Here is a 25,177-nt window from a genome sequence, read left to right on the forward strand (position 1 = left end):
ATCACGCCAGACTGTCCCGCCACGCCCGGTGCAGATCCGCGAACCGGCCGGTACCCGCGACGAGTTCGGCCGGGGTGCCGTCCTCGACGATCCGGCCGTGCTCCATGACCAGCACCCGGTCGGCGATCTCCACCGTCGACAGCCGGTGCGCGATCACGACCGCCGTACGCCCCTTCAGTACCGTCGCCATCGCCCGCTGCACCGCCCGTTCGCCCGGGATGTCGAGCGAGCTGGTCGCCTCATCGAGGATCAGCACCGCCGGATCGGCGAGCAACGCCCGTGCGAACGCGACGAGTTGGCGCTGCCCGGCGGAGATACGGCCGCCCCGCTTGCGGACGTCCGTGTCGTAGCCGTCGGGCAGGGCGCTGATGAACTCGTGCGCCCCGATCGCCTTCGCGGCCCGCTCGATGTCGCCACGGGTGGCGTCCGGCCGTCCGATCGCGATGTTCTCGGCGACCGTGCCGGAGAACAGGAACGCCTCCTGCGTCACCATGACCACCCCGCGCCGCAGTTCGGGCACGGACAGCTCGCGCAGGTCCACGCCGTCGAGAAGGACCCGGCCCTCGGAGGGGTCGTAGAAGCGGGCGAGCAGCTTGGCCAGCGTCGACTTGCCCGCGCCGGTCGAGCCGACGACCGCGACCGTCTGCCCGGCCGGCAGCGTCAGTCCGAAGCTGGGCAGCACCTCGCCGCCGGTGCGGTAGGCGAACCGGACACCGTCGAAGACCACCTCACGGCCGGGCAGGTCGCTCCTCGGCGACGGAAGCTCCCGGGGAACCGACGGCTCCGGCACGGTCGGCGTCTGCGCCAGCAGCCCCGCGATCTTCTCCAGCGAGGCCGCCGCCGACTGGTACGAGTTCAGGAACATGCCGAGCCGGTCGATCGGGTCGTACAGCCGCCGCAGGTACAGCACAGCCGCCGCCAGCACACCCAGCTCCAGCGAACCGTCCGCCACCCGCTGGGCGCCCCACAGCACGATCAGTGCGACGGCCGTGTTCGCGACCAGCCGGGAGCTGACGACATAGCGGGCCATCTCCAGCAGCGCGCTCCCGTTGATCCGCTCGTGCCGCTTGTTGAGTACGGCGAAGTCGGCGTCGTTGGCGGCCTCCCGGCGGAACGCGCGCACCGGCCGGATGCCGTTCATCGTCTCGACGAACTTCACGATCACGGCGGCGATGGCCGTGGACCGTAGCCGGTACACCCGCCCCGCCCGCCGCCGGTACATCCGGACGAGGAGGTACAGCGGCACGAAGGACGCCACCGCGACCGCGCCGAGCCCCAGGTCCAGCCAGAGCAGCAGGGCCGAGATGTAGACGAAGGACAGGATGACTGTGACCAGCTCCTGCAGCCCCTCGCTGAGGAGTTCGCGCAGCGACTCCACGTCCGTGGTGGAACGGGAGATGAGTCGGCCCGAGGTGTACCGCTCGTGGAAGTCGATGCTCAGCGCCTGCGCGTGACGGAAGATCCGGCCGCGCAGGTCGAGGAGCACGTCCTGGTTGACCCGGGCGGAGGCGATGATGAACGCGTACTGGAGCCCTCCGGAGGCCAGCGCGCACAGCAGATAGCCGACGGCCACGGCGACGAGCGGACCGTTGTCGTGGTCCCGGAACGCCGGTACCGCCCTGTCGATGGCGTACGCCACCAGCAGTGGTCCCACCTGCACCGCCGCCTGCTGGAGCAGCAGGAGCAGCGTCGTGAACGCGACCCGGGCCCGCAGCGGGGCGAGCAGGGAGCGCAGCAGGGTGGCGGTGGCGCCCGGGGGAGTGGGCAGCACGTCCTGGTCGAAGGGGTCGCCCGAACCGTGGGGTGGCTCGGGCGGCCGCGTCCTGTCCGGTGCGGTGGTGGTGGGCGCCGTCATCGATCGGCCTCCTCGGTCCCGGCCATCAGATGGGCGTACTCGGCGTTCGCGCGCAGCAGTTCGTGGTGGGTGCCGACCGCGGTGACCCGGCCGTCGGACAGCAGCGCGACGCGGTCGGCGAGCAGGACGGTCGAGGGGCGGTGCGCCACGATGAGGGCGGTGGTGTCCGCGAGGACGTCCCGCAGGGCCGCCTCCACCGCCGCCTCGGTGTGGACGTCGAGGGCGGACAGCGGATCGTCGAGCACCAGGAACCGGGGCCGGCCGACGACCGCCCGGGCCAGCGCGAGACGCTGCCGCTGACCGCCGGAGAGGCTGAGGCCCTGCTCGCCGACCTGGGTGTCGGTGCCCTGCGGGAGGCTGTGCACGAAGTCGGCCTGCGCGACGGCCAGGGCCCGCTCCAACTCGGCGCTTCCCGCGGTGTCGTCGGCCCCCATGAGCACGTTCTCGCCGACGGCGGCGGAGAACAGGGTCGGTTCCTCGAAGGCGACGGCCACCATGCGGCGCAGCTCCTGCCGGGACATCGCCGTGATGTCCTGCCCGTCCAGGGTGATCCGCCCGGACGTCACCTCGTGCAGCCGGGGGACAAGCGCGGTGAGCGTGGTCTTCCCGCTGCCGGTGGCGCCGACGAGCGCGATGGACTCGCCGGAGCGGATGTGCAGGTCCACGCCGTCGAGGACGGGGGACGAACCGGCGGGGGCGTCGGGGTAGCGGAACGAGACGTCGTGGAAGCGGAGTCCGGTGCCCTCGGCGCGCGCCGGGGCGCTGGTGGTGGCGCGTGATTCCAGCTCCTCGTCCATCACCTCGAAGTACCGCTCGGTCGCTGTCGCCGCCTCCTGGCTCATCGCCAGCAGGAACCCGATCGAGTCCACCGGCCAGCGCAACGCGAGGGCCGTGGACAGGAAGGCGACCAGCGTCCCCGCCGACAGCTCCCCGTCCGCCACCTGCACGGCGCCCAGAACCAGCGCCGCCCCGATGGCCACCTCCGGCAGCGTCACGATGACGCCCCAGATCGTCGCCAGCAACCCCGCCTTCCGCAGCTCCGTCCCCCGCAGCGTCTGGGACAGCTCACGGAACGCCCGTGCCTGGCTGCGGTGCCGCCCGAAACCCTTGATGATCCGGATGCCGAGCACGCTCTCCTCGACGACCGTCGTCAGGTCCCCCACCTGGTCCTGCGCGCGCCGCGCCACCAGGGCGTACCGCTTCTCGAAGATCACGCACGTCACCATCACGGGGATGGCCGGAATCAGGATCACCAGGCCCAGCGACCAGTCCTGCAGCAGCATGATCACCACACCGACGAGGATCGTCACACCGTTGACCAGCAGGAACGTCAGCGGAAAGGCGAGGAACATCCGCAGCAGCATCAGATCCGTGGTCCCCCGGGACAGCAACTGCCCGGACGCCCACCGGTCGTGGAAGGCCACCGGCAGCCGTTGCAGACGCCGGTACAGATCCGCCCGCATCTCCGCCTCGACATGCGACAACGGCCGGGCCACCAGCCACCGCCGCAACCCGAACAGCAGTGCCTCCGCGAACCCGAGCAGCAGCAGGTACAGCGCCCCGAGCCACACCCCCGCCCCGTCCCGGTCGGCGACCGGCCCGTCCACCATCCACTTCAGTACCAGCGGGATCACCAGCCCCGTGCAGGAGGCGAGCACGGCGACGAACGCGGCGGTCAGTAGCCGCGCCCGCACCGGGCGGACGTACGGCCACAGGCGCAGCAGGGTTCTTACGGCTGAGCGGTCCTCGGTGGTTGCACGTGTAGTGGACATCAGCAGCGAGCCTACGGACCGGCACTGACAACGCCCACCTAGTTTTGGCCGGACCGGGATCGGCCGCTGGTCCTACGACCTGCGTGTTCGAGGAGGCGTCAAGGACCGGGCGGCGGCGATGGGCCACGGCGTACGACCGCCATGCGGAGTCCTTGGTGCGGAGGGTGGTAAGCGGAGGGTGAAAAAAGGGGGAGCACACAGCGCGCGGCTTCCATGTGATCAGCCGGCCGACCTCATGGCCAGGGATCCCGGGCGCCGTTCATGAGGCTGAAACGTCGCCTCAGTCGACCACCCTCAACAACAGCACCGCTCGCGCCGGCACCGTGATCGCCGCTCCCGCCCGATGGACGACCCCGGGAGCCTCGCCCTGTTCCTCCCTCGACGTGTCGACGACCACCTCGTAGCTCTCCGCCCACGGCGGCCCCGGCAGGACGAAGCTCGCCGGGCGGTCACCCGCGTGCAGGACGGCGAGGAAGCTGTCGTCGATGATCGGGGCGCCGCGCTCGTCCCGGCCGGGGATGTCCCGGCCGGAGAGGTACATACCGAGGGTCGCGGCCGGTGCGTACCAGTCCCGTTCGGTCATCTCGGCGCCCCGCGAGGTGAACCAGGCCAGGTCCCGCAGACCGTCCGCCGAGTGGGCCCGCCCGGAGAAGAAGGCGCGGCGGCGCAGGACCGGGTGGCGGTGGCGCAGGTCGATCAGACGGGCGGTCAGGTCGAACAGGGCCTTCCAGGCCGGATCCTCCAGCAGCCCCCAGTCGACCCAGCCGATCTCGTTGTCCTGGCAGTACGCGTTGTTGTTGCCGCGCTGTGTGCGCCCCAGCTCGTCGCCCGCGACCAGCATCGGCACACCCGTCGACAGCAGGAGCGTCGTCACGAGGTTCCGCAACTGGCGGCGCCTGAGCGCCCGTACCCGCTCGTCGTCCGTCTCTCCCTCCGTCCCGCAGTTCCACGACCGGTTGTCGTCCGTGCCGTCCCGGTTGCCCTCGCCGTTGGCCTCGTTGTGCTTGCGCTCGTAGGACACGAGGTCCCGCAGGGTGAAACCGTCGTGCGCGGTGATGAAGTTGACCGAGGCGTAGGGGCGCCGGCCGCCCCAGGCGTACAGGTCGCTCGACCCCGACAGCCGGTAGCCGAGATCGCGTACGTCCGGCAGCGCGCCCCGCCAGAAGTCCCGGACCGCGTTTCGGTAGCGGTCGTTCCACTCCGTCCACAGCGGAGGGAACGCCCCGACCTGGTATCCGCCCGACCCCACGTCCCACGGCTCGGCGATCAGCTTCACCCGTCGCAGCACCGGGTCCTGCGCGATGACGGCCAGGAACGGGGACAGCATGTCGACGTCGTGCATGGAGCGGGCCAGCGCCGCCGCCAGGTCGAAACGGAAGCCGTCCACGCCCATCTCCGTCACCCAGTAGCGCAGGGAGTCGGTGATCAGCCGGAGCACGTGCGGCTGGACGACGTGCAGGGTGTTGCCGCAGCCCGTGTAGTCGGCGTAGCGGCGGGCGTCCGACTGGAGCCGGTAGTAGCCCCGGTTGTCGATGCCCTTCAGGGACAGCGTCGGGCCCAGCTCGCCCGCCTCCGCCGTGTGGTTGTAGACCACGTCGAGGATGACCTCGATCCCGGCCGCGTGCAGGGCCCGCACCATCCGCCTGAACTCGCCGACCTGCTGACCCGTCGTACCGGAGGCGGCGTAGGCGGCGTGCGGCGCGAAGTAGCCGATCGAGTTGTAGCCCCAGTAGTTCTTCAGGCCCTTCCGCAGCAGATGGTCCTCGTGCGCGAACTGCTGGACAGGGAGCAGTTCGACGGCCGTCACGCCCAGCCTGACGAGGTGCTCGACGGCCGCCGGGTGGGCCAGACCCGCGTACGTCCCGCGCAGTTCCTCCGGTATCCCGGGGTGCAGGCGAGTGAAGCCCCGCACATGCACCTCGTAGATCACGGAGTCCGCCCACGGTGTCTTCGGCCTCCGGTCGTCCATCCACTCGTCCTCGGCGGCGTCGTCGTGGACGACCACACCCTTGGGGACGTACGGCGCCGAGTCCCGTTCGTCGCGCACCGTGTCCGCGATCTGCTGCTGCGGCCAGTCGCGGACGTGCCCGTACACCTCCGGCGGCAGACTGAAGTCACCGTCCACCGCGCGCGCGTACGGGTCGAGGAGCAGTTTCGCCGGGTTCCACCGGCCGCCGGTCCACGGATCCCAGCGGCCGTGCACCCGATAGCCGTAGCGCCGGCCGGGCATCACGCCGGGGACGAAGCCGTGCCAGATCTCGTGGGTGAGCTCGGTGAGCCGGGCGCGGGTCTCCTTGCCCCGCTCGTCGAAGAGGCACAGCTCGACCGCCTCCGCCCCGCCCGCCCACAGCGCGAAGTTGGTGCCCGCCACCCCGTCCGGACCGACCCGGAAACGGGCGCCCAGCGGCATCGGAGCGCCCGGCCACACGGGGACCCCGGGCGCCCTGCGCTGGTGCGCGCCGTTCACGACGGCGGGGCGCCCGTCCTCGGTGGCGCGTTCTTCGGCCACCGCCTCCTGCTCGGCTGCGCTGGACACCGTTCAGCCTCCCACGGCTCGTGGAACGACAGGGAAAAGGGCGTACGGCGTCCCGGTCGTGGCGCCCTCTCGTGTCGTTCTCCCCACTGTTCTGCCCAACGCTTGGCTCGCACTCACGTTTCCCAGGAGCATGCCCGGTCGTTGGGGTCGTCGTGAGGCACGTAACTGGGCGCGCAGGGCGCGTGGGGGTCGCACTGGCCGCCGTACTGACATGGGCAGGACTGCTTGCCGGAGCCGCCGGCTGTACCGCGACCGCGGACGGCACCGGCGGCATCGACATCGGCGATCTCGGCAAACCCCCGGCGCCCGAGGACGTCATCCGGATCTCCCCGGACGACGGCGCCAGGGACGTGCGGCCCGAGGAGAGATTCCGGGTACGGGTGCCCAGCGGGCGCCTGGAGTCGGTCCGGGTCGTCAAGTCCCAGGACGCACAGGAGTCCCCGGTCCCCGGGCACCTCTCCGGCGACCGCCTCAGCTGGGAGCCGGTCGAGGAGAAGCTGGCGCTCGCCGCCAGGTACACCGTCGACGCGGTCGCCCTGGACGCCCACGGCCGCCGCTCCGCCCGGCACACCACCTTCACCACGAACGTTCCCGAGGAGCGCTTCATCGGATACGTCACCCCGGAGAACCGCTCCACCGTCGGCACCGGAATGATCGTCTCCCTGCAGTTCAACCGGCAGATCGAGCACCGCGCCGCCGTCGAACGGGCCGTCCGCGTCACCGCGAACCCGCCCGTGGAGATCCGCCCGCACTGGTTCGGCAAGGGCCGCCTCGACTTCCGCCCCGAGCAGTACTGGGAACCCGGCACACAGGTCACGGTCGCCCTGCGGCTGCGGGACGTCGAGGGCGCGCCGGGGGTCTACGGCCTCCAGTACAAGACGTTCTCCTTCACCGTCGGCCGCAGTCAGGTCTCCCTGGTGGACGCGGCCCGGCACACCATGGAGGTCCGGCGGGACGGCGAACTGCTCGCCACCGTGCCGATCACCGCCGGCGCCCCGAAGACGACCACGTACAACGGCAGGATGGTCGTCACCGAGATGCTCGAAGTGACCCGCATGAACAGCCGCACGGTCGGCTTCGGCGGCGAGTACGACATCCCGGACGTCCCGCACGCCATGCGCCTGACCGACTCCGGCACCTTCCTGCACGGCAACTACTGGGCGCCGGACGCCTTCGGCCAGGTCAATGTCAGCCACGGCTGCGTGGGCCTCAGGGACGTGAAGGGCGGCGGGCCGGACACACCCGCGGGCTGGTTCTTCGACCGCAGCCTCGTCGGGGACGTCATCGAGGTCGTCCACAGCGAAGACAAACAGGTCGCTCCCGACAACGGCCTCGGAGGCTGGAACATGAGTTGGAAGGAGTGGAAGGCGAGCGCGCGGTGAAGTAGTCCCACAGGGGGGAACGTCAGCCCGGCTCTCCGTTGATGTTGGGACTGAACGGTGACCTTAGGCTCACACGATGCTCAAAACCCTCCGGTTAATATGCGCCGATGCGCGTGCAGCGCACTTGGGGCGCGGGCCTGACCAGGCCTGTCGAGGGGAGCAGACTTGAACGTGCGACCGATATCGGGGGCGTCGGTTGACGCGCGGGGACGAGGCGGCAGGGGGCTGTTGGCGCCGATACTCGGCGTCCTGCTGCTGGCCGTCACCGCGTGCGGCGGGGGTGGCGACTCCGGCTCGGGGTCGGGTGAGGGGAAGGGCGAGGACGCCGGGGCACAGACCAAGCAGTCGCGGGCGGTTGTCACCATCGTCCCCAAGGACGGCACGAAGTCCGTCGACACCAGCGGCGCCCTCAAGATCAGCGCCGCCCAGGGCAAACTGATCGAGGTCAAGGTCAAGGACGCCGAGGGCACCGCGATGTCCGGGAAGATCACCGGCGGCGGCGCCTCCTGGACGCCGTCCGCGCACCTGGCCTCCGGCACCAAGTACAGCGTGCACGCGGTCGCCAAGGACTCCGAGGGCCGTACGGCCGCCGAGGACTCCAGCTTCACCACTCTCACGCCGAAGAACACCTTCGTCGGCAACTTCACGCCCGAGGACGGCTCGAAGGTCGGCGTGGGCATGCCGTTCTCGATCCGCTTCTCCCGGGGTATCACCCGCCCCGAGGACATCGAGAAGGCCATCAGCGTCAAGACCGAGCCGGCCGTCGAGGTCGCGGGCCACTGGTTCGGCAACGACCGCCTCGACTTCCGTCCCGAGGACTACTGGAAGGCCGGCACCAAGGTGACGGTGAAGCTGAACCTCGACGGGGTCAAGGGGCGCGACGGGGTCTACGGAAAGCAGGACAAGACCGTCTCCTTCACCATCGGCCGCAACCAGGTCTCCGTCGTCGACGCCGAGAAGCACACGATGAAGGTCATGCAGGAGGGCAGGGTCGTCAAGACCATCCCCGTCACCACCGGCAAGCCCGGCTACGACACCTGGAACGGCCAGATGGTCATCAGCGAGAGGCTCGCCGTGACCCGGATGAACGGCGAAACGGTCGGCTACGGCGGCGAGTACGACATCAAGGACGTCCCGCACGCCGCGCGCCTGAGCGACTCCGGCACCTTCATCCACGGCAACTACTGGGGCGGCGACGCCTTCGGCAACTACAACGCCAGCCACGGCTGCATCGGCCTGCGCGACGTCAAGGGCGGTTACGACGGCGGCGTACCGGCCGCCTGGTTCTTCAACCACTCGATGATCGGGGACGTGGTGGTCGTGAAGAACTCCGACGACGCGACGGTCGCCCCGGAGAACGGACTCAACGGCTGGAACATGTCGTGGGAGAAGTGGACGGCTTGAGGGACGGCGCCTGAGGTACGCGCCTGAAGTACGCGCCTGACGTACGGCGTCACGGCCCCGGTGCGAGGTACGGCACCGGGGTCGTGGCCGTGCTGGGCCCCCGGCCGAGTGTGACCGACCGCACCGGCCCCCGCCCCGTTAGTCCCCGTGCTGTGTCTGCCTGGGGGCAACCCCCAGACCCCCGGCCGAGTGTGACCGACCGCACCGGCCCCCGCCCCGTTAGTCCCCGTTAACCTGGCCTCCATGACCGTGAATCTCGAAGTCGCCGAAGGCGTCGGCACGATCCGTCTCGACCGCCAGCCGATGAACGCGCTGGACATGGCCACCCAGGACCGGCTCAAGGAACTCGCCGAGGAGGCCACACGACGCGCGGAAGTGCGTGCCGTGGTGGTCTACGGCGGGGAGAAGGTGTTCGCGGCCGGCGCGGACATCAAGGAGATGCAGGCGATGGACCACAGCGCGATGGTCCTGCGCTCCCGCGCCCTGCAGGACGCGTTCACCGCCGTGGCCCGCATCCCCAAGCCGGTCGTGGCGGCCGTCACGGGGTACGCCCTGGGCGGTGGCTGCGAACTCGCCCTCTGCGCGGACTTCCGGATCGTCGCGGACAACGCCAAGCTGGGCCAGCCCGAGATCCTGCTCGGCCTGATCCCGGGCGCCGGCGGCACCCAGCGGCTGTCCCGGCTGATCGGCCCGTCCAAGGCGAAGGACCTGATCTTCACCGGCCGGATGGTGAAGGCGGACGAGGCGCTGACGCTCGGCCTGGTGGACCGGGTCGTCCCCGCCGCCGACGTGTACACCGAGGCGCACGCCTGGGCGGCGAAGCTGGCGCAAGGACCGGCGCTCGCGCTGCGCGCGGCCAAGGAGTCGATCGACACGGGCCTGGAGACGGACATCGAGACGGGCCTGGCGGTGGAACGGAACTGGTTCGCGGGCCTGTTCGCCACGGAGGACCGGGAGCGCGGGATGCGCAGCTTCGTGGAAGAAGGACCCGGTAAGGCGAAATTCCTCTGAACCGCTTGCAATTGACGCGATGTCTGACCCGGGTCCCTCGATGGGGCGGTTTAAGAGAGCCTTAAGGCCCTCTTGAGCCCGCTGTGTCGAGGGAGTCTGTCGATTGCCTCCGACCGGGCCTTCGGCGCAGGTCGGAGGGGCTGTCCAGGGCTCCGCAATGCCAAGGGCATATGCCAATCGACCTCTGCGGAATAAGGGATTCCGAGGGGCGTATTCCCCCGGAACACCCCCGGAGGGTGCTCCTGGCGGCCATGATGGGGGCATGGCGGGGCTGGAGGGTATCGAACAGCCGCGGGGAGAGAGCCGTGCGACCGCGGCGCGCTGGTCTCCGGCGGTCGAGGACGAACGCGCGCTCAAGGCACTCGAACTGTTCGGCAACCCCACGGACGCGGAGGTTCCGCTGCCGTCCCGCCCCGAGTCCGCGGCCACCGCGCGCAGACTGGCCCAGGTGGTGGTCCTGCGTGAGTGGGGTCTGACCCCCAGGATGACCGAGGACGCCGTCTTACTCGTCTCCGAACTGGTCGGCAACGCCGTCCGCCATACCGGCGCCCGCGTCTTCGGCCTCCGTATGCGGCGCCGCCGTGGCTGGATCCGCGTCGAGGTCCGCGACCCCTCCCGCGGCCTGCCCTGTCTGATGCCGGTCCAGGAGATGGACATCAGCGGCCGGGGTCTGTTCCTCGTCGACAAGTTGTCCGACCGCTGGGGCGTGGACCTGCTGCCGCGCGGCAAGACGACATGGTTCGAGATGAGAGTGGCGGACCGCTGACGGTCGCAGTCGCCGTCGGCTGTCTGACGGGCCGTCAATCGGGCCAATAGCCTGTTTCTCCGTACGTTCCCCCTTAAATGGTGCGGGTGACCACGACCGACCGCCGGACGGCGCTCCGCACAGGCGTCGCCCTAGTCGCCGCGGGCGCGCTGACCGCCGACTGCACGCCCCACGGAACCGTCGCCCACCCGGCCCCCGCCACCCAGTCGCCCGAGCCCGCCCCGCACCGCCCCGCCGCCCACCCCGCCCAGATCACCCACGGCCCCCGCACCCGCCCCCGGGTCGCCCTCACCTTCCACGGCCAGGGCGAACCCGCCATCGCCCGGTCCCTCCTCGGCGAAGCCGAACGCGCGGGCGCCCGCGTCACCGTCCTGGCCGTCGGCACCTGGCTCGACGAACACCCGGAACTGGCCCGCCGCATCCTCGACGGCGGGCACGACCTCGGCAACCACACCCTCCACCACCTCGACATCAACGGCATGTCCGAGGCCGACGCCCAGGCCGAGATCACCGGCTGCGCCGACCGTCTCACCCGCCTCACCGGCTCCATCGGCACCTGGTTCCGCCCCTCCCGCGCCACCCGGGCCTCCCCCCTCGTCGAACGCCTGGCCAAGCGCGCGGGCTACCCGCACGTCCTGTCCTACGACGTCGACTCCCTCGACCACACCTCGCCCGGCGCCGCAGCCGTCACCCGCCAGGTCCTCGGCGAGATCCGCAACGGATCCGTGGTGAGCCTGCACTTCGGGTACCCGGACACGGTCGCCGCGCTCCCCGCCGTACTGGACGAACTCGACCGCCGCGGCCTTCGCGCGGTGACCACCACGGAGCTGCTCAGCTGATGACGCACCGCACCCTCTTCAAACACGCCCTGATCCTCGGCGCCGCCCTAGGCGCGCTCGCCGCCTGCGGCGCCGACACCAAGGACCGCGCCACCGAGAACCCCGGCACCAGTGCCGCCGTCCCCGCGCCGGCGAGGAAGAAGACCGTCCAGGGCCTGCCCGGCATGCCGCCGGTCCTCGATCCGCAGGACGTCTACGCGGCGGACCGCCCGAACCGGCTCTCCCCGGTGGTGAAGGACTTCCCGTCCCGGGTCTACGTCCCCAACTCCGGGTCCGACACCGTCTCGGTCATCGACCCCAGGACCTACGAGGTCGTCGAGACCATCCGTGTCGGCGGTCAGCCCCAACACGTCGTGCCCTCCTGGGACTTGAAGACCCTCTGGGTCAACAACAACCGCGGCCACTCCCTGACCCCCATCGACCCCAAAACCGGCAAGGCGGGCAAGGAGGTGAAGGTGCACGACCCGTACAACCTCTACTTCACGCCCAACGGCAGATACGCCGTCGTGATGGCCTCCCTCGACCGCGAACTCGTCTTCCGCGACCCGCACACCATGAAGCGGATCAAGACCGAACCCGTCCCCTGCTACGGCGTCAACCACGCCGACTTCTCCCTCGACGGCCGGTACTTCATCGTCTCCTGCGAGTTCAGCGGCGAACTGCTCAAGGTCGACACGGAGAAGATGAAGGTCGTCAGCCGTCGCAAGCTCCCGTTCGAGGGCGCGATGCCGCAGGACGTGAAGATCTCCCCGGACGGCAAGCGGTTCTACGTCGCCGACATGATGGCCGACGGCATCTGGGTCCTGGACGGCGACAGATTCACCGTGCCGACCCTGCTGCGCACCGGCAAGGGCACCCACGGCCTCTACATCGGCCGCGACTCAAGCGAGATGTACGTGTCCAACCGCGGCGAAGGCACCATCTCGGTCTTCGACTTCACCCAGAACAAACTCACCAAGAAGTGGCGCCTGCCCGACGGCGGCAGCCCGGACATGGGCGGTGTCTCCGCCGACGGCAAGATCCTGTGGCTGTCCGGGCGTTACGACTCCGAGGTGTACGCCATCGACACCCGCACCGGCACGCAGCTCGCCCGCATCCCCGTCGGCAGCGGCCCGCACGGCCTCGCGGTGTACCCGCAGCCGGGCCGCTATTCGCTGGGCCACACGGGCATCTTCCGCTGACACACGGAAGTTGACGTGCAGTCAGCGGACGTCGGCCATGAGCAGCGCCTCGGAGCCCACCGGCAGGTAACCGGCCGCCTGGAACGCCCGCAGACTGCGGGCGTTCCCCGCCGAGACCTGGGCCCACACCGGCTCGCCCCCGCCGAGCTGCCGTGCCGCGCGCGCCAGCGCGCGCCCAAGCCCCCGGTGTCGTACGTTCTCGTCCACCTCGACCGCGACCTCCAGCCGCCCGGCGACCCCGCGTCCCAGGACGAGCAGGCCGCCGTCCGCGGCCCACACCCGCACATCGTCGCGCCGCCTGCGGGAGCTGACGACTCGGGGGTGGCCGGGGTCCTCGATCTCCCGCAGCGTGAGCGGTGGCTCACCCGGCAGCGGGGCGCCCACCGTCAGCACGTCGATGGTGTCGCTCGCGCGTCCGGTCCGGTCCATGAAGGCCGTGAGGAAGCGCGCGTTCATGGTCGCGGCGAGCCCGTCGCAGTCGACGGCCCGCAGAGTCTCGTGGACCCACCGCGGATCCTCGTCCGTGAAGACCACCGAGTGCGCGGTGAACGCGAGGACCCCGGCGTCCCGGTGGGACGGCTGCGCCACGACGGTCGTGGAACCGTCCGCCGGTGGGAAGACGCCGTGAGCGGCCGCCTCGAGAATGTCCCGAAGAGTCTCCACCACACTCCTTGAGTCTCCACCCACTGGAAGGCCCACACTCTCAGACATGATCGACAACGGCACCGGACTCTTCACCATCGGCGAACTGGCCCGGGCCACCGGACTGACGGTGCGCACCATCCGGTACTGGTCCGACGAGGGCGCCCTGCCCCCGGTGACCCGCTCGGCGGGCGGCTACCGGCTGTACGACGCCGCTTCCGTGGCCCGTCTGGAGCTGATCCGCACCCTGCGCGAACTGGGACTCGGCCTGGACGACGTACACGAGGTGCTGGCCGGTGAGACGACGGTCGCGCGGGTCGCCGCCGCGCACGTGGTGGCGCTGGACGCGCAGATCCGGTCGTTGAAGGTGACCCGTGCGGTGCTGTCGTCCGTGGCGCGACGCGGTTCGACCGCGGAGGAGATGACCCTGATGAACAGACTGGCCCGGCTGTCGGCGGCCGAGCGGAGCCGGATCGTCGAGGACTTCATGACGGAGATCTTCGAAGGCCTCGACACGACCGACCCCGACATCCGCACCCGGCTGCGGTTCGCGGCGGCCGACCTGCCCGACGACCCCACACCCGAGCAGGTGGACGCGTGGGTGGAACTCGCCGAGCTGATGCAGGACCCGGGGTTCCGGGCGACCATGCGCAGGGCGGTCGAGTTCAACGCGGCGGACCGGGGGCCGGACGTCCCGCCGGGTACCTCCCTGTGGTTCATGAGCCGTCTGGTGCACCTGGCCGGCGAGGCACTGCGCGCGGGCACCGCCCCCGAGGCGCCGGAGGCGGACGAGGTGCTGCGCCCGATCCTCGGCGACGCCGACCTGGGCGCCGTACTGGAACGCCTGGAGGCGGCCTCGACCACGCAGCTCGCCCGGTACCGCGAGCTGGCGGCCGTCGTGAAGGGACTCGAACCCCAGGCGGCGTACGCCGAGGAGTTCTCCTGGGTGGTCGCCGCACTGCGCGCCCGGGTGGCCGGTTAACCTGACCTGCGTCAGTACGGCAGCACGTCATGAAAAGCGCTCATGACCAGCACGTCATGAGCAGCACGAGAAAAAAGGGGCGGATCGGTGGCGGACATCGACGAGGCACGCAAGCACTTCGAGCGGATCGACACGGACGGCGACGGATTGATCACCGCTGCCGAGTTCAAGACCGCCCTGGCTCAGCAGGGCGACTGGAACGTCACGGAGCCGGTGGCCGAGGCGATCATCAAGAGCCGCGACCTCAACGGCGACAAGGTCCTCTCCTTCGACGAGTTCTGGTCGTACCTGAACAAGTGAACCGAGGGGAAGGGGCGCCCGTCCGCGAGGGAACGGGCGCCCCTTCGCTCGTTCGCCGGGCAGTCCTGGCCGGATCGCCTCAGGCGTCCCCGGCCCACTCCCGCAGGGCGGCCTTGCTCGCGAAGTTCGCCACGTCCTTGTCCAGCGGATCGTCGGTGTACTGGTGGAAGCGCCACTTCGCCTTGATGCGGGGCTTGCCGGCCGTGACGTAGTCGGCGATCCAGAGGCCGTCACCGGCGTAGGACGTATCGTCCACATTGAGCCAAAAGTCGCGGTTGCAGTAAAGAATCACCCGGTTGTTCGGCCTCAGTGCCCTCACCTTCCGGATGAAGCTGTCCTTCTCCGCGTTGCTCGCGTGCGTGCCCTCCCCGGTCGTCTCCCAGTCGACGGCGAGGATGTCGCCCGCCTTGTCGGGGGCGTGTTTGACGAAGTACTCCGCCTGGGCCGTGAGGTTGCCCGGCCAGAGGAAGTGGTAGAAGCCGACGACCAGTCCGGCGTCACGGCCGTGCTTCGCCTGGGCGGCGAGTTTCGGGTTGACGTACGAACGGCCCTCCGTCGCCTTGATGAAGGCGAAGGAGAGGCCGTCCGTGCCGTAGGACGAGGACTGGTACGCGCTGACGTCTATGCCACGCAGCATGGGGGCTCCCTGTATTCCTGTGTGCCTGTGGGGGGCAGGAGTTGAACGTGACTGCTGCCCCACCCTGGCACGGGAGATCCACGCGTGACCTCAAAACGCCGACCTGCGGCCTTTGCCGATCGGTCAGGGCAGGGATGCCCAGGGTGGCGGCGAGCCGGTCGCCGGGTGCGGATGGGCAGGGTTCCGCAGGGGATCGCCGTACGGTGACTCAACGCGTATGTGTGAGGCGATCGGCATATGGAGGAGACATGTCCCAGCACGTCGAGGACCGTCACACGACGGACGGCATGCCCGTCTTCGACCGGCGCTCCCGGACCAACTGCCCGTTCTGCCGAATCGTGCAAGGTGTCGCACCCGCGCGGGTGGTACGTGAATGGGAGGAAGCACTGGCCATCACGCCCCACGGAGGGGGCGTGACTCAAGGGCATGTGCTTGTTCTTCCCAAGACGCATGTTCCTGACGTGGCAGCCGATCCGGCCGTTTCCGCGGTGACGATGCGACATGCCGCCGAGCTCGCCGGGGAGGTGGGTGACTGCAACGTCATCACTTCGCGGGGCGCGGCCGCCACCCAGACGGTTCGGCATCTGCACGTCCACGTGGTGCCGCGCCGGACCGGGGACGGGATCCTCCTGCCCTGGACGACCCCGCGGGCGGTGAGCGGCTCAGGCCGCGGGGGCCGCGAGCGCAGGCCCTGGACGGTACGCCGGGCCGGGCGCTGATTCGGAGCGTGCGGGAGGCGCGGAGAGTCAGCCCAGGAAGAGGACCAACAGGGTGTCGGCGGTGGCGAGTACGCCGTAGCAGAAAAGCATCGGCCGGGACAGCAGCACGGAGGCCCAGGAGACTGGGCCTCCGTACCGCTCGGCGTCCATGGTGAAGGCGGGCGGTGGGTCGTCGCGGCGGTCGACGACCCTCTCGTAGAGGGCGCGGAACAACCGTTCCTGACGGAGGTAGTAGCCGTCGAGCAGCCAGAACCCGACCGCTACGGCGACGGCCACCGGAATCGACCTCCAGCCGGCGCTTCGGTCCGCCACGGCGACGAGCACGCTGTTGAGCGTGATGCACCAGCCCTTGACCAGGAACGAGTTGTTGCTGAGCCGGCTGATCACGCTCTGCAGGAGCTCCAGGTGTTTGAGCTCCCGCTCGTCGGGGCGGGGACGCTCCGTCATGTGACGGGCGCCCCGGTTTCGGCGAAGGGACCCTGCGCGGCGTCGCCCTGGGACTCGGCACGCCGCGTCCCGGCCTCGGTCGTCCCGGAGCCGACCTCGAACTGCGTGTTCAGCTCTTCGGCGGTGTCTTCCAGCCAGTTCTCCAGCAGGCTCGGGTCGTACCGGCCCAGCAGTGCGTAACCGTGTTCCAGGGTCTCCAGCCGCAGCCGCAGCCGCGGCGTGGCGGGCCCGCTCCGGCCCTCGCCAGACGAATCGGACGGGTCGGATGCGTGGGACGCGTCAGGTACATCGGGCGTGCCGAGCGTGCCGGGCGTGTCGGCGGTGTCAGTCTGGTCGGCCGCGTTGGACGAGTTGGACGCTTCGGATGCGTCGGACGGCCAGGCGTACTCGCGTAACGGCAGCTCCAGTGTTCCGGCCACGCCGGTCTCGGCCCGTTCCTCGACGATCATGGCGCAGGCGTCGTCCACCACGCGGTGCGCGTCGGCCGTGGCCTGCTCCAGCGCGGCGCGCAGCGTGTGCCACGAGTTGCTGTGCGTGGCGAGCAGTTTCCTCGCCCGGGGTACCAGCAGGCCCACCTGCTCCTCGACGGCGGCGACCCCCGCCTTCGCGTCCTCGGCGCTCTCCGCGTAGGGATTGTGCGCGAGCACCGTGGTCGCCAGGGTGGCGAGTCCGAGCGAGACGACGAGGAAGACCGCCATGATCTCGCCGCCGTCGCCGAAGGCCGACGAATTGCTGTCCTCCACCCGGGAATACGCCGTCACGGCGAGCAGGGTGAGCAGTACGAGGTTGGCCAGAACGGGCCAGGCCAGACCTGCCCAGGGCAGGTCGTCGGGCCGACGGGTCTCGACCCGGGGCCCGTCCAGCCGCCATCCGTGCCGCCAGGCGGCCCACGGGCTGCGCAGCACACGCTCGGTACGGCGGCCGGCGCGGACCCGGGCCCGGAAGAGCGACCTGCCGAGCAGATGGCCGAGGGCGAACTGGAGGACGGACACGCCGATCGCGACCAGGTAGGTGAGACCGTGGACGATGTCGTCCCAAAGACCGCCCGGGCCGACGCTCAGTACCTGTGCCGTGGCCTTGCCGACGAACGGGAAGTCGAAGAGCGCGCTGAGCGCGAGCATGAACCACTGGAGCCACGACCACGGCCGTCGGCCGCGGCGAAGTCTCTCCGGACCGTCCGAGGCGTGCCGGGCGCGCACGGCGCCGGCCAGACACCGCGCCTCGTCCACCGTCCGGCCGACCGTGAGGCGCTCCACCGCGTCGATCGCCGTCAGTGAGGCCTGGAAGGTCTCCAGGAGCTTGGTGCCCAGCCCTCCAAGCGGCTCCTGCGCCTTGGCCAGACCGGTGTTGGCCTTGGTGAAAGCGCGCATCAGCACGGCGCGTTCCCGGCTGTCCACGGGGTCGGCCGGGCGCCCGACCTTGCGCCCGACCTGGAGCCGCGCGATATGGACATCGGTGGGGATCTTGTACCCGGCGCAGGGTATGGGCGCGTCGCGCGGGCCGTCCGCCCGCTCCGAACCGTTGCTGCCGTTCACTCTCATAACGGAATGTCCGATCTCAGTTCCCGATGATCCTGACGTCCACCCGGCGGTCGCACTGCAGCCGCTGCTCCCGGGACATGCTTTCCGTGGCCTTGTCCGCGGGGCAGCCCGGCGAGACGCCCAGGCCTTTCGCCTCCACCCGGGACTCGGGCACTCCGTGCTCGACCAACACTCCGGCCACCGCGTCCGCACGCGCCTGGGAGAGCGACGTGTTGTTGTCGGACCCGCCGCGCGGATCGACGTATCCCTCGACCACGACGCGATCGAGCGACGGTGTGGTGCGGGCGCGCGCGGCGAGGGTGGTGAGCAGGGGCAGGGCCGAGGGGAGGACCCGCGAGGAGTCCGTGCCGAACAGGGCGGCTCCGGGCAGCGGGTACGTCCGTGAACTGCCGTCGCTGTACGGCACTACCGGGTCGGCCGGGACGGAACCGTCGGCGCCTTCCCCGGCGGATCCCGTCTGTTTGCTGACGGGAGTGTCACTGCTGGTGCACGACCCGTCGGCGGCGACCGCGCGTTCGCACAGGGCCGTCCACAGCTGTGCCAGCCATGTGCGACGGCCCTTGTTCGCGGAGGGCTGCGCGCCGGCGGAGTGGCCGAGGCCCATGAACGTGACGTCCACCCCGGGCAGTTCGGGGAGTTCCCCGAACTCGCCCTTGGCTGCGCAGACCGAGACGATGGCGTCGACCTCCTCCCCGGAGCCGAAGCCCGCTGACCGCAGGTCGGCGCAGCCGGTGGTGGACAGCCCGTCGCTCAGGACCAGCAGCCGCCGGGTGCCTTTGACGCCGTCGAACATGCCGGCCCCCGTCGCCAGCGCGGCGAGGATGTCGGTGCCGCCGTCGGCGGGTGCCTGTCGCTGGGCCGTCGCGATGTCGGCCCTGAGGCACCTGTTCGCGTCATCGCGGTTGTCGTCCTGGTTGTCCGGGTTGTCGTTGCTCTCGCGCCAGTCGGCCGACCGTCTCTCCACCGTCCACTCGACTTCTCCGGCCGGACCGCCGAACGTCCCGATCGAGATGACCTGGCCGTTCTCGCTCTTCACGTCGAGCAGGTCGCCGACCGCCTTGCCGTAGTCGAGGCCCCCGGCCCCGGACCCCGTGCCGCGCACGGACTTCGAGCCGTCGACGAGGACCACGGTGCCGTCGGCGTCGTCCGCGGTGCTCTGCGTCTCCATCCAGCCGCACCCCTCCCGCGGATCGTCCGCCCCACACCCGGCGAGCCCCCCGACCAGCACCGTGAGAACGGCCAGCGCGCTCACCGCACGGGCGCCGGCACCGACCCACAGCCACGACGCGACGGGGCTCACCGGGCCGGACCCTCGGTCGCGACCGCGTCCTCGACCCACGAGAACGGGCGGATCCCCGCTTCCCTGCAGAACGCGCTGAGCGCCTTGTCGTAGGCGTCGGCGAACTCGAACAGGCCGGCCTCCTGGTGCAGGCCGCGCGCGCCCTCCAGCGCCGCCACCAGGGCCTCGACGGTCGTACGACGGTGACCGCGCAGCTCTTCCATCACCTTGCGGAAGTCCTGGTCGGCGAGCCTCGCCGCGAACGGGACCAGCAGGCGCCTCTGGTGTGCGTCGAGCTCGCCGAGAAGCTCCAGCTCGCTGATCATCTTCAGCCAGGCCTCGGTGAGCGTCCGGGCCCGCTCGGCCCTGATCAGGCCCAGCCGCTCCGTCTCCCTGAGCGTCAGCTCGTCCAGGTGGTGCGGCAGTACGTGCTCACGCAGGGCCGGATCCACCCGGACCCGCACCGAGGGAATGCAGCGGATGCGGCCCTCGATGTCGTCGAAGCACCAGTTGCCGTCCGTCGCGAGCCTCGCGTTGACGGCGGTCTCGGCGGTGACCGGGTCGGCCGGGTCGCACGCGCGGGCCGCCGACCAGGCGACCCGGAGCAGCTCCTCGCGAGCGGTCCCCTCGTGCTGCTGGACACGTTTCTTCAGCGTGTCCCGCGACATCGCGCCGCTGCTCCACTGAAAGGTCGGGAAGACCTCGAAGGAGAAGACGTCGCCGTGGGCCGCCATGGAGAGCGGGGTCTTCTCGGGGAGGGACTGCACGAACACGTCCTTGCGCGGGGCCGACGCGGAGTCGTCCCCGTCCCAGGCCGTGGACTCGGTCTCCTCGTCGGGTGCGTGGTCGTCGCGCTTCGAGCGCCACCACGCGCGTACCGCTTCGCGCATCGTGGCGAATAAGCCCTTGGGCCGTCGTGCCATGGCTGGTCCTCCTGGGACTGGCTGGGGGAGTGACAGGTGTCGATGTGTGGGCGGTACGCGGCTCTCACGGTTCGCCGAGCGTGCGCAGCAGCCGGTGCAGGGTTCTGGCTTCCGGGTGCTGCCGTGCCCACCGGCGGAGGTGGAAGCCGGCTCGCGTGCGCAGCCGGGGGCCGAAGACCCGCGGCACGAACTTCTCCAGGAACTCGGCCAGTTCGTCGTCCTCGTCGGCCGCCAGCAGCCACTGCCGCAGCAGCTGCCACGCCTGACCGGAATGGGCCGGGTCGATCAGCGCGCGCTGCCACAGCATCAGGAGCGTCTCCTCACGCCCGGGGTCGGCGATCGCCTGCTGTGCGAGCGTCGGCCGGGACGGCAACTCCGGTCCGACGGCGAAGGGGCCGAGGACCAGCAGGGAACGGACCGCGTGCCGGGGCAGGTTGTCGTTGTCCGAGCGGATCCACCGGCCGAGCGCCTCGGCGACCGGTCCGGCCCCGCCGGTGGTCAGGAACAGCGCGGCGGTCGAGTAGGCGACGGAGGCGTAGGGGGCCAGCGCCGGCCTGCCGCCCAGCGCCTGGAGGGCGTGCAGGGTGCCCGGCACGTCACGGGTTCCGACCGGCGTGCCGTAGGTCCGTGCGGCACTGTCCTGGAACTGCGGGTTGGGGCTGCCGGCCCAGTCGGTGAGCTGCTTGGCGACACGTTCCGTCAGCCAGGGGTCGTCGGCCGCCACCGCCACCGCCATGGCCAGGGCGGCGCATCGCCGGTCGGCGACCGAGTTGCCGAGCGCCCAGAACTTCACCAGGTGCCGGTAGACGCTGTCGAAGTCGTGGCGGAGGAGGTGGCCCGCGATCACCGCGGACCGGGCCCGGACCCGTTCCAGACGGTCGGAGGCCAGCTTCCGCAACCACTGCACCAGCGGTTCGCGCAGCCAGGGAAGGTCGTGCCAGATGACCTCCACGACGGCCGGCATCACCTCCGGGTCCGCGAGCCGGGCGCGGCGCGGGTTGTCGGTGACTCCGGCCCCCGGTTCGGCGGCGATGCCTTTGCCCGGCGGGACCAACTGGTCGAGATCCGCCTCGAAGACGGGACGGGCGGGTGCCGTGTCCCGGTTCTCGGCGCGCAGCACCTCGGTGCCCAGCAGCGTGCCCGTCCGGATGACGTCCGACAGCGGCAGGTCGTGCCCCAGGACATAGGTGATGCGCAGTGCCCGGTGGTAGGGATCGGTCGCCGCGGAGGGCGGCGCGGCCGGCTCCGCCCCCGACTCGGACAGCCTCAGGAAGCGCCTGGCCTGGCTCCGCAGGTCGCCGTGGGGCGTGTCGAGCAGTGGGTCGAGCGCGTCTTCGGGCCCGTGCAGGTGCGGGACGAGGTCCTTGGCCAACCGGACGATCCAGTGGACCGAGGGGGCGGCGGCGAGCGTACCGGTCAGCCGGACGTCCGCCAGGACCCGGTCCATGAACTTCTGCGCGGCGACGCGCTTGCATCCGCCCGGATCCGCGCAGTGGGTACGGTGCTCGGCGAGCGCAGATCCCAGGTGCGCCGCCAGCACCTTCGCCGGGTCCTCGGGCCTGCGGTGGTGGACGGCGTACGGGCCCAGGTCGCCAGGGTCCGTACGTGTGTCCTCGACTATCAGCACGACGTACGCCCCGCGTTCGCGGGCACGCAGCCGCAGCACGTCGAGAGTGTTCTGGCCGGGGCTGTGGGTCCCCAGGTTCACCCGGACGCCGTGCCCCCGCTCCAGCCTGCGCCCGCCCTTCTCCATCAGGGCCTGGGTGAGCCTGGCGGACTCCTCACCGTGCAGGACGCCGACACGGTCACCGCCGCACTGATCGGCCAGGAGCACACGGCCCGTGGTTTCCCGCCCGCTGCCCCTCAAGCCGACCAACACGAGAAGGTGGTGCTCGGCCAGGGTGTCGGCCATCCGTGTCGTGTGCGGAGCCGGCTGGTACAGACGGTGCAGCCGTGACGTCTCGGCGGCGTCGAGGGACATCTGCTGGTACTCGACGGGCTGGGAGGTACCCACGTTGAGCGTGTAGGCGTTGCCCTGCTGGGCCACGGAGCTGTGGAACGCCTCCAGGGTCTCGAAGGCGTCCCGCCGTTCGGGGCGGGCGGCCGGCGAGGACTCGCGGGACGACGCCGGGGTGCTCGTATCGCCCTGGGCGCCCCGAGTGTCCTGGGGGTCCTGGGTTTCCCGGTCCTCGGCCCGGGGTTCTTCCGCCCGGTCCTCAGGTTCGCCGCCAGGCGTCCCGTCGGGCGGCGTGGCCGCGGTCTCGCCGTCCGGGTCGGGGGCGGTGCCGGGCTCGGGGGTGCTGTCCGTGGGGAGTTCGTCTGTTGTGCTCACGTGCGCGCCCCGTCGTCCTGGTCGCCCTTGGAATCGAAGTTGAAGGTGTTGGCGGTGCCCCTGTCGAACGTCACCGAGCCGCGGTTGATCGTGACGTCCCTCGGCCCACTCCCGTTCCCCTTACCGGTGTCGTTCGGCCGTCCGGGGCCGAGAGCGGGAACGGCATCGCGGATCGCCTTGAAGAGGGGCGGGAAGTCGATGTCCTCGTGGTGGGGACGGAAGTGCACGGCCTGATGCGTCGTCAGTACCTGGATGTCGCCGGGAAGTGCGTCCTTGTCGGGCATCTCCGCGCGGTCCACCAGCACGGGAAGCACGGTCAGGCCCAGCTCGAGGGCGAGGGCGATCTCCCTTCGCACCCAGTCGTCCTCGTTGTCGAGGCAGCGGCGGCCCGTCGGGTCCGTGACCGAAGCCCACCGGTCGCCCATGAGCGCGAGCAGGATGTCGCACTTCCTGAGCTTCCCGATGATCTCGTCGGGGAAGTGCGCGCCCTTCGCGATGGAGCGCTGGTCACGGAACACCTCCTCCTTGCCGAACTCCCGCTGGAGTGCGGTGTCGAGGTGCGGGCCGGTGGTACCGGTGTCGGCTCGGCGGAAGTTGACGAAGATGGAGGGGGCCATGCTGTTCCTCTTTCGTGAAGAGCGCACCTGGCGATTGCGGATATGCGGCCTGACGGCTGGTCCCGGTGGGTAATCCCGACGTTTTCAGCCGACTTGTGAGCGGTCAATGTGTTGCCTGTGGCCCTTTCTGTAGGCAACGGGACACAGCCGGGCCGGGAGGGCCGATCGGGACGGAAGCGGATACGGGTGCGCCGCACGGGCGGGGGGCCGTGCCTCGGGGCGCGCTCTGCCCGGAAACGGCGCCGCGGCGGGATCAACGGGAGGGCGGCAGGGGCGAGATGGCAGGAGCGAGGAGGGGACGGCCCGTGCGAGCGGGGACGGCACGCGCGAGCGGGAAGGGCCGGGACGGCAGGCGGTGAGCGGGAACGGAAGGGATGCTGGAACCGGGGCGGCGCATCCGCCCGCTCAGCCTCGGTGACGCCGGGTCAGCCGTTGTCTCCCCGCGAGTCCGGGTTTCCCCGCAGGCTCGCGGCGATGACGGGAAGGGTGGCGTGGACGGCGGGATGCTTCCGCCGGGTGGCCAGTGACGATCGAAGCTGCCTCAGCTCGGCCCGGATGGTCGCCGAATCCGTCGTCATCACGTCCTGGGCGACCGACTCGGCCACCGCGCAGGCACGTTCGATCTCTCCGGCGTCCGCCAGGGCCAGCGCCAGACGAGCCCCATTGCGGCCGCGGGCGCGCACCGCATGCGGCGCGATGGTGTCCTGTCCCGCGTCGAGCAGGGCGACGGCCTCCTCGGTCTCGCCGAGTTCCCGCAGGCACCACGCCGTGATGAAGGCGGTGAGGTCGGGAAGGTGCGTGCTGCCCAGGGAAGGGCTGCCGTCGCCCTCGGGTCCTACGTCGTCCGCGAGTTCGGCGCCCCGCTCCAGCGCGCGTCGGCACTCGCTCTCGTTGCCCATGAGCGCGTGCCCCTGGGCCTCGCGCTGCGCGGCCAGTTCCCTGGTACGGCGGCCGCTCGCCCGTGTTGCCGCCGCGTGGGCGAGGGCCACGGTGGACATGGAGTCGCCCTGGCAGAGGGCGAGTTCGGCCTGGCGCAGCAGCGCGTACGCGGCCATCTCGTGGTCCCCGCCTGCCTTGGCCAGGCGCGCGGCCTGGCCGGTCCACCACCGGGCGGCCGGGTCGTTGCCGGCCTCCTGCGCCATCCAGCCCGTGTACTCGGCGAAACGCGCGGCGAGTCGGAGGGCCTCGCCGCGTTGGGCGGGCGGCGCGGCGCGCCCGAGGCCGCGCAGGGTGGCGGTCGCCGTGATGGTCATCGGGGCCACCACGCTCGGGCTGGAGCACTGACCGAGGCTGCGGTACTGGTGAAACAGGGTCCGGAACATCGTGAGTGTCTCGGCCGCCGAGCCGTTCTCGCGCAGGCCGGGCGTGATCGCCCACTTCGCCGCGACGGCGGGTGCCCCTTCGGCGGGGGCGGCCGGATCGCGGGCGACGAAGTCGATCACGCCGTCCGCCTCCAGCTGGAGCGACCATGGGCCGGGACCGCCGGATTCCGAGGCGGAATCGACCAACGCGTCACTGGAGTTCCGTGACGGACGCCCGAGCAGTGCGACGAGCTGTCCCCCCGCACGCAGCTTGGCGTCGCACGCTTGGGCGATGGCGTCGCTGGGGTTGCCCTTACCACGCTCGATCTTGCTCAGGTACTCCTTCGAGCAGGGAATCTTGGCGGCCAGCACGGCCAGGGACATCCCGGACCTGTTTCTCCTCCGGCGCAGCTCCTCGCCGAAGGGTGGATGAACTGGTGGCATGGTGACCCCCCGCCTCGCTTCGTCCTGGGGCGAGTTTGACACACCTTGGCCGAGGATCGCCTGATCAATGGGACTGTACGACTGGATGAACGCCTTTTAGGGACAGCGGAGTTGATGTGGTGATATAGAGCATGCGCCGGGCTGCTCGTTGCGTGGGGGAATCCCAGTGGCCGATGGTGTTGGAGCGATCACGAAGGTCCGATCCACCAGGGAACGCGCGTCGGACGCCGCAGTCGGACATGCCGCCCCGATCCGCCCCGATCCGGT

Annotated in this window: 21 protein-coding genes; 9 read left to right on the plus strand and 12 right to left on the minus strand. The window is 70.7% G+C overall.

Annotated features, from left to right (window positions below; all coding sequences use genetic code 11):
* Position 1 precedes the first annotated feature (1 nt).
* From AB0H86_RS38050 to glgX, 3 genes are all read right to left on the minus strand, one after another.
* The gene (locus AB0H86_RS38050) at positions 2-1,855 is read right to left on the minus strand and encodes an ABC transporter ATP-binding protein (protein ID WP_362449606.1); all 1,854 of its coding nucleotides are present in this window, start codon (positions 1,853-1,855) and stop codon (positions 2-4) included.
* Complete coding sequence (locus AB0H86_RS38055) at positions 1,852-3,627, minus strand: ABC transporter ATP-binding protein (RefSeq protein ID WP_362449608.1); 1,776 nt, start codon at positions 3,625-3,627, stop codon at positions 1,852-1,854. The genes AB0H86_RS38050 and AB0H86_RS38055 overlap by 4 nt, the downstream gene beginning before the upstream one ends.
* Before the next feature lie 280 nt (positions 3,628-3,907).
* Positions 3,908-6,163: a glycogen debranching protein GlgX gene (gene glgX / locus AB0H86_RS38060; protein ID WP_362449610.1), complete on the minus strand. Its 2,256-nt coding sequence runs from the start codon at positions 6,161-6,163 to the stop codon at positions 3,908-3,910.
* 152 nt (positions 6,164-6,315) lie between these two features.
* Here glgX and AB0H86_RS38065 point away from each other — a divergent pair, with 152 nt between their 5' ends.
* From AB0H86_RS38065 to AB0H86_RS38090, 6 genes are all read left to right on the plus strand, one after another.
* Complete coding sequence (locus AB0H86_RS38065; protein WP_362449612.1) at positions 6,316-7,545, plus strand: Ig-like domain-containing protein; 1,230 nt, start codon at positions 6,316-6,318, stop codon at positions 7,543-7,545.
* A 225-nt stretch (positions 7,546-7,770) separates the two neighbouring features.
* Complete coding sequence (locus AB0H86_RS38070) at positions 7,771-8,949, plus strand: Ig-like domain-containing protein (RefSeq protein WP_362449770.1); 1,179 nt, start codon at positions 7,771-7,773, stop codon at positions 8,947-8,949.
* Between the two features lie 243 nt (positions 8,950-9,192).
* On the plus strand, positions 9,193-9,960 hold the full coding sequence (locus tag AB0H86_RS38075) for an enoyl-CoA hydratase-related protein (protein WP_362449614.1): 768 nt from the start codon (positions 9,193-9,195) through the stop codon (positions 9,958-9,960).
* 262 nt (positions 9,961-10,222) lie between these two features.
* A complete protein-coding gene (locus AB0H86_RS38080) occupies positions 10,223-10,726 on the plus strand; it encodes an ATP-binding protein (RefSeq protein WP_362449615.1) in 504 nt (167 codons plus the stop codon).
* A 77-nt stretch (positions 10,727-10,803) separates the two neighbouring features.
* Complete coding sequence (locus AB0H86_RS38085) at positions 10,804-11,565, plus strand: polysaccharide deacetylase family protein (RefSeq protein ID WP_362449617.1); 762 nt, start codon at positions 10,804-10,806, stop codon at positions 11,563-11,565.
* Positions 11,565-12,746 (plus strand): YncE family protein, encoded by a 1,182-nt coding sequence (locus AB0H86_RS38090; RefSeq protein ID WP_362449619.1) that lies wholly within the window; start codon positions 11,565-11,567, stop codon positions 12,744-12,746. Before AB0H86_RS38085 ends, AB0H86_RS38090 begins: the two co-directional genes overlap by 1 nt.
* A 21-nt stretch (positions 12,747-12,767) precedes the next feature.
* Here the strand turns inward: AB0H86_RS38090 and AB0H86_RS38095 are convergent, their stop codons facing one another.
* Complete coding sequence (locus tag AB0H86_RS38095; RefSeq protein ID WP_362449621.1) at positions 12,768-13,412, minus strand: GNAT family N-acetyltransferase; 645 nt, start codon at positions 13,410-13,412, stop codon at positions 12,768-12,770.
* A 43-nt stretch (positions 13,413-13,455) separates the two neighbouring features.
* On the opposite strand from AB0H86_RS38095, the gene AB0H86_RS38100 reads away from it, so the two are divergent.
* Together AB0H86_RS38100 and AB0H86_RS38105 are read left to right on the plus strand one after the other, a co-directional pair.
* Positions 13,456-14,370: a MerR family transcriptional regulator gene (locus AB0H86_RS38100; RefSeq protein WP_362449622.1), complete on the plus strand. Its 915-nt coding sequence runs from the start codon at positions 13,456-13,458 to the stop codon at positions 14,368-14,370.
* An 87-nt stretch (positions 14,371-14,457) separates the two neighbouring features.
* On the plus strand, positions 14,458-14,670 hold the full coding sequence (locus AB0H86_RS38105) for an EF-hand domain-containing protein (protein WP_362449624.1): 213 nt from the start codon (positions 14,458-14,460) through the stop codon (positions 14,668-14,670).
* A 79-nt stretch (positions 14,671-14,749) separates the two neighbouring features.
* Here AB0H86_RS38105 and AB0H86_RS38110 read toward each other — a convergent pair whose 3' ends face one another.
* Positions 14,750-15,307, minus strand: a complete 558-nt coding sequence (locus tag AB0H86_RS38110) for a glycoside hydrolase family 25 protein (RefSeq protein WP_362449626.1) — start codon at positions 15,305-15,307, stop codon at positions 14,750-14,752.
* A 248-nt stretch (positions 15,308-15,555) separates the two neighbouring features.
* Between AB0H86_RS38110 and AB0H86_RS38115 the strand changes: the two genes are divergently transcribed.
* Positions 15,556-16,026 (plus strand): HIT domain-containing protein, encoded by a 471-nt coding sequence (locus AB0H86_RS38115; RefSeq protein WP_362449628.1) that lies wholly within the window; start codon positions 15,556-15,558, stop codon positions 16,024-16,026.
* 27 nt (positions 16,027-16,053) lie between these two features.
* On the opposite strand, the gene AB0H86_RS38120 is transcribed toward AB0H86_RS38115, so the two are convergent.
* The 7 genes from AB0H86_RS38120 to AB0H86_RS38150 form a co-directional block, all read right to left on the minus strand.
* Positions 16,054-16,473 (minus strand): hypothetical protein, encoded by a 420-nt coding sequence (locus tag AB0H86_RS38120; protein ID WP_362449630.1) that lies wholly within the window; start codon positions 16,471-16,473, stop codon positions 16,054-16,056.
* Positions 16,470-18,008, minus strand: a complete 1,539-nt coding sequence (locus AB0H86_RS38125; protein ID WP_362449631.1) for a hypothetical protein — start codon at positions 18,006-18,008, stop codon at positions 16,470-16,472. Before AB0H86_RS38125 ends, AB0H86_RS38120 begins: the two co-directional genes overlap by 4 nt.
* Positions 18,009-18,030: 22 nt before the next feature.
* Complete coding sequence (locus tag AB0H86_RS38130; RefSeq protein WP_362449633.1) at positions 18,031-19,314, minus strand: OmpA family protein; 1,284 nt, start codon at positions 19,312-19,314, stop codon at positions 18,031-18,033.
* Positions 19,311-20,183, minus strand: a complete 873-nt coding sequence (locus AB0H86_RS38135; RefSeq protein ID WP_362449635.1) for a hypothetical protein — start codon at positions 20,181-20,183, stop codon at positions 19,311-19,313. Before AB0H86_RS38135 ends, AB0H86_RS38130 begins: the two co-directional genes overlap by 4 nt.
* 97 nt (positions 20,184-20,280) lie before the next feature.
* Entirely contained in the window at positions 20,281-22,548 is a 2,268-nt protein-coding gene (locus AB0H86_RS38140) for a hypothetical protein (RefSeq protein WP_362449637.1), read from the minus strand.
* Entirely contained in the window at positions 22,545-23,165 is a 621-nt protein-coding gene (locus AB0H86_RS38145; protein WP_362449639.1) for a toll/interleukin-1 receptor domain-containing protein, read from the minus strand. Before AB0H86_RS38145 ends, AB0H86_RS38140 begins: the two co-directional genes overlap by 4 nt.
* A gap of 425 nt (positions 23,166-23,590) precedes the next feature.
* Entirely contained in the window at positions 23,591-24,910 is a 1,320-nt protein-coding gene (locus tag AB0H86_RS38150) for a helix-turn-helix transcriptional regulator (RefSeq protein ID WP_362449641.1), read from the minus strand.
* Between the last annotated feature and the right edge of the window lie 267 nt (positions 24,911-25,177).

This window comes from Streptomyces sp. NPDC050997, assembly GCF_040660135.1.
Lineage (GTDB): Bacteria > Actinomycetota > Actinomycetes > Streptomycetales > Streptomycetaceae > Streptomyces.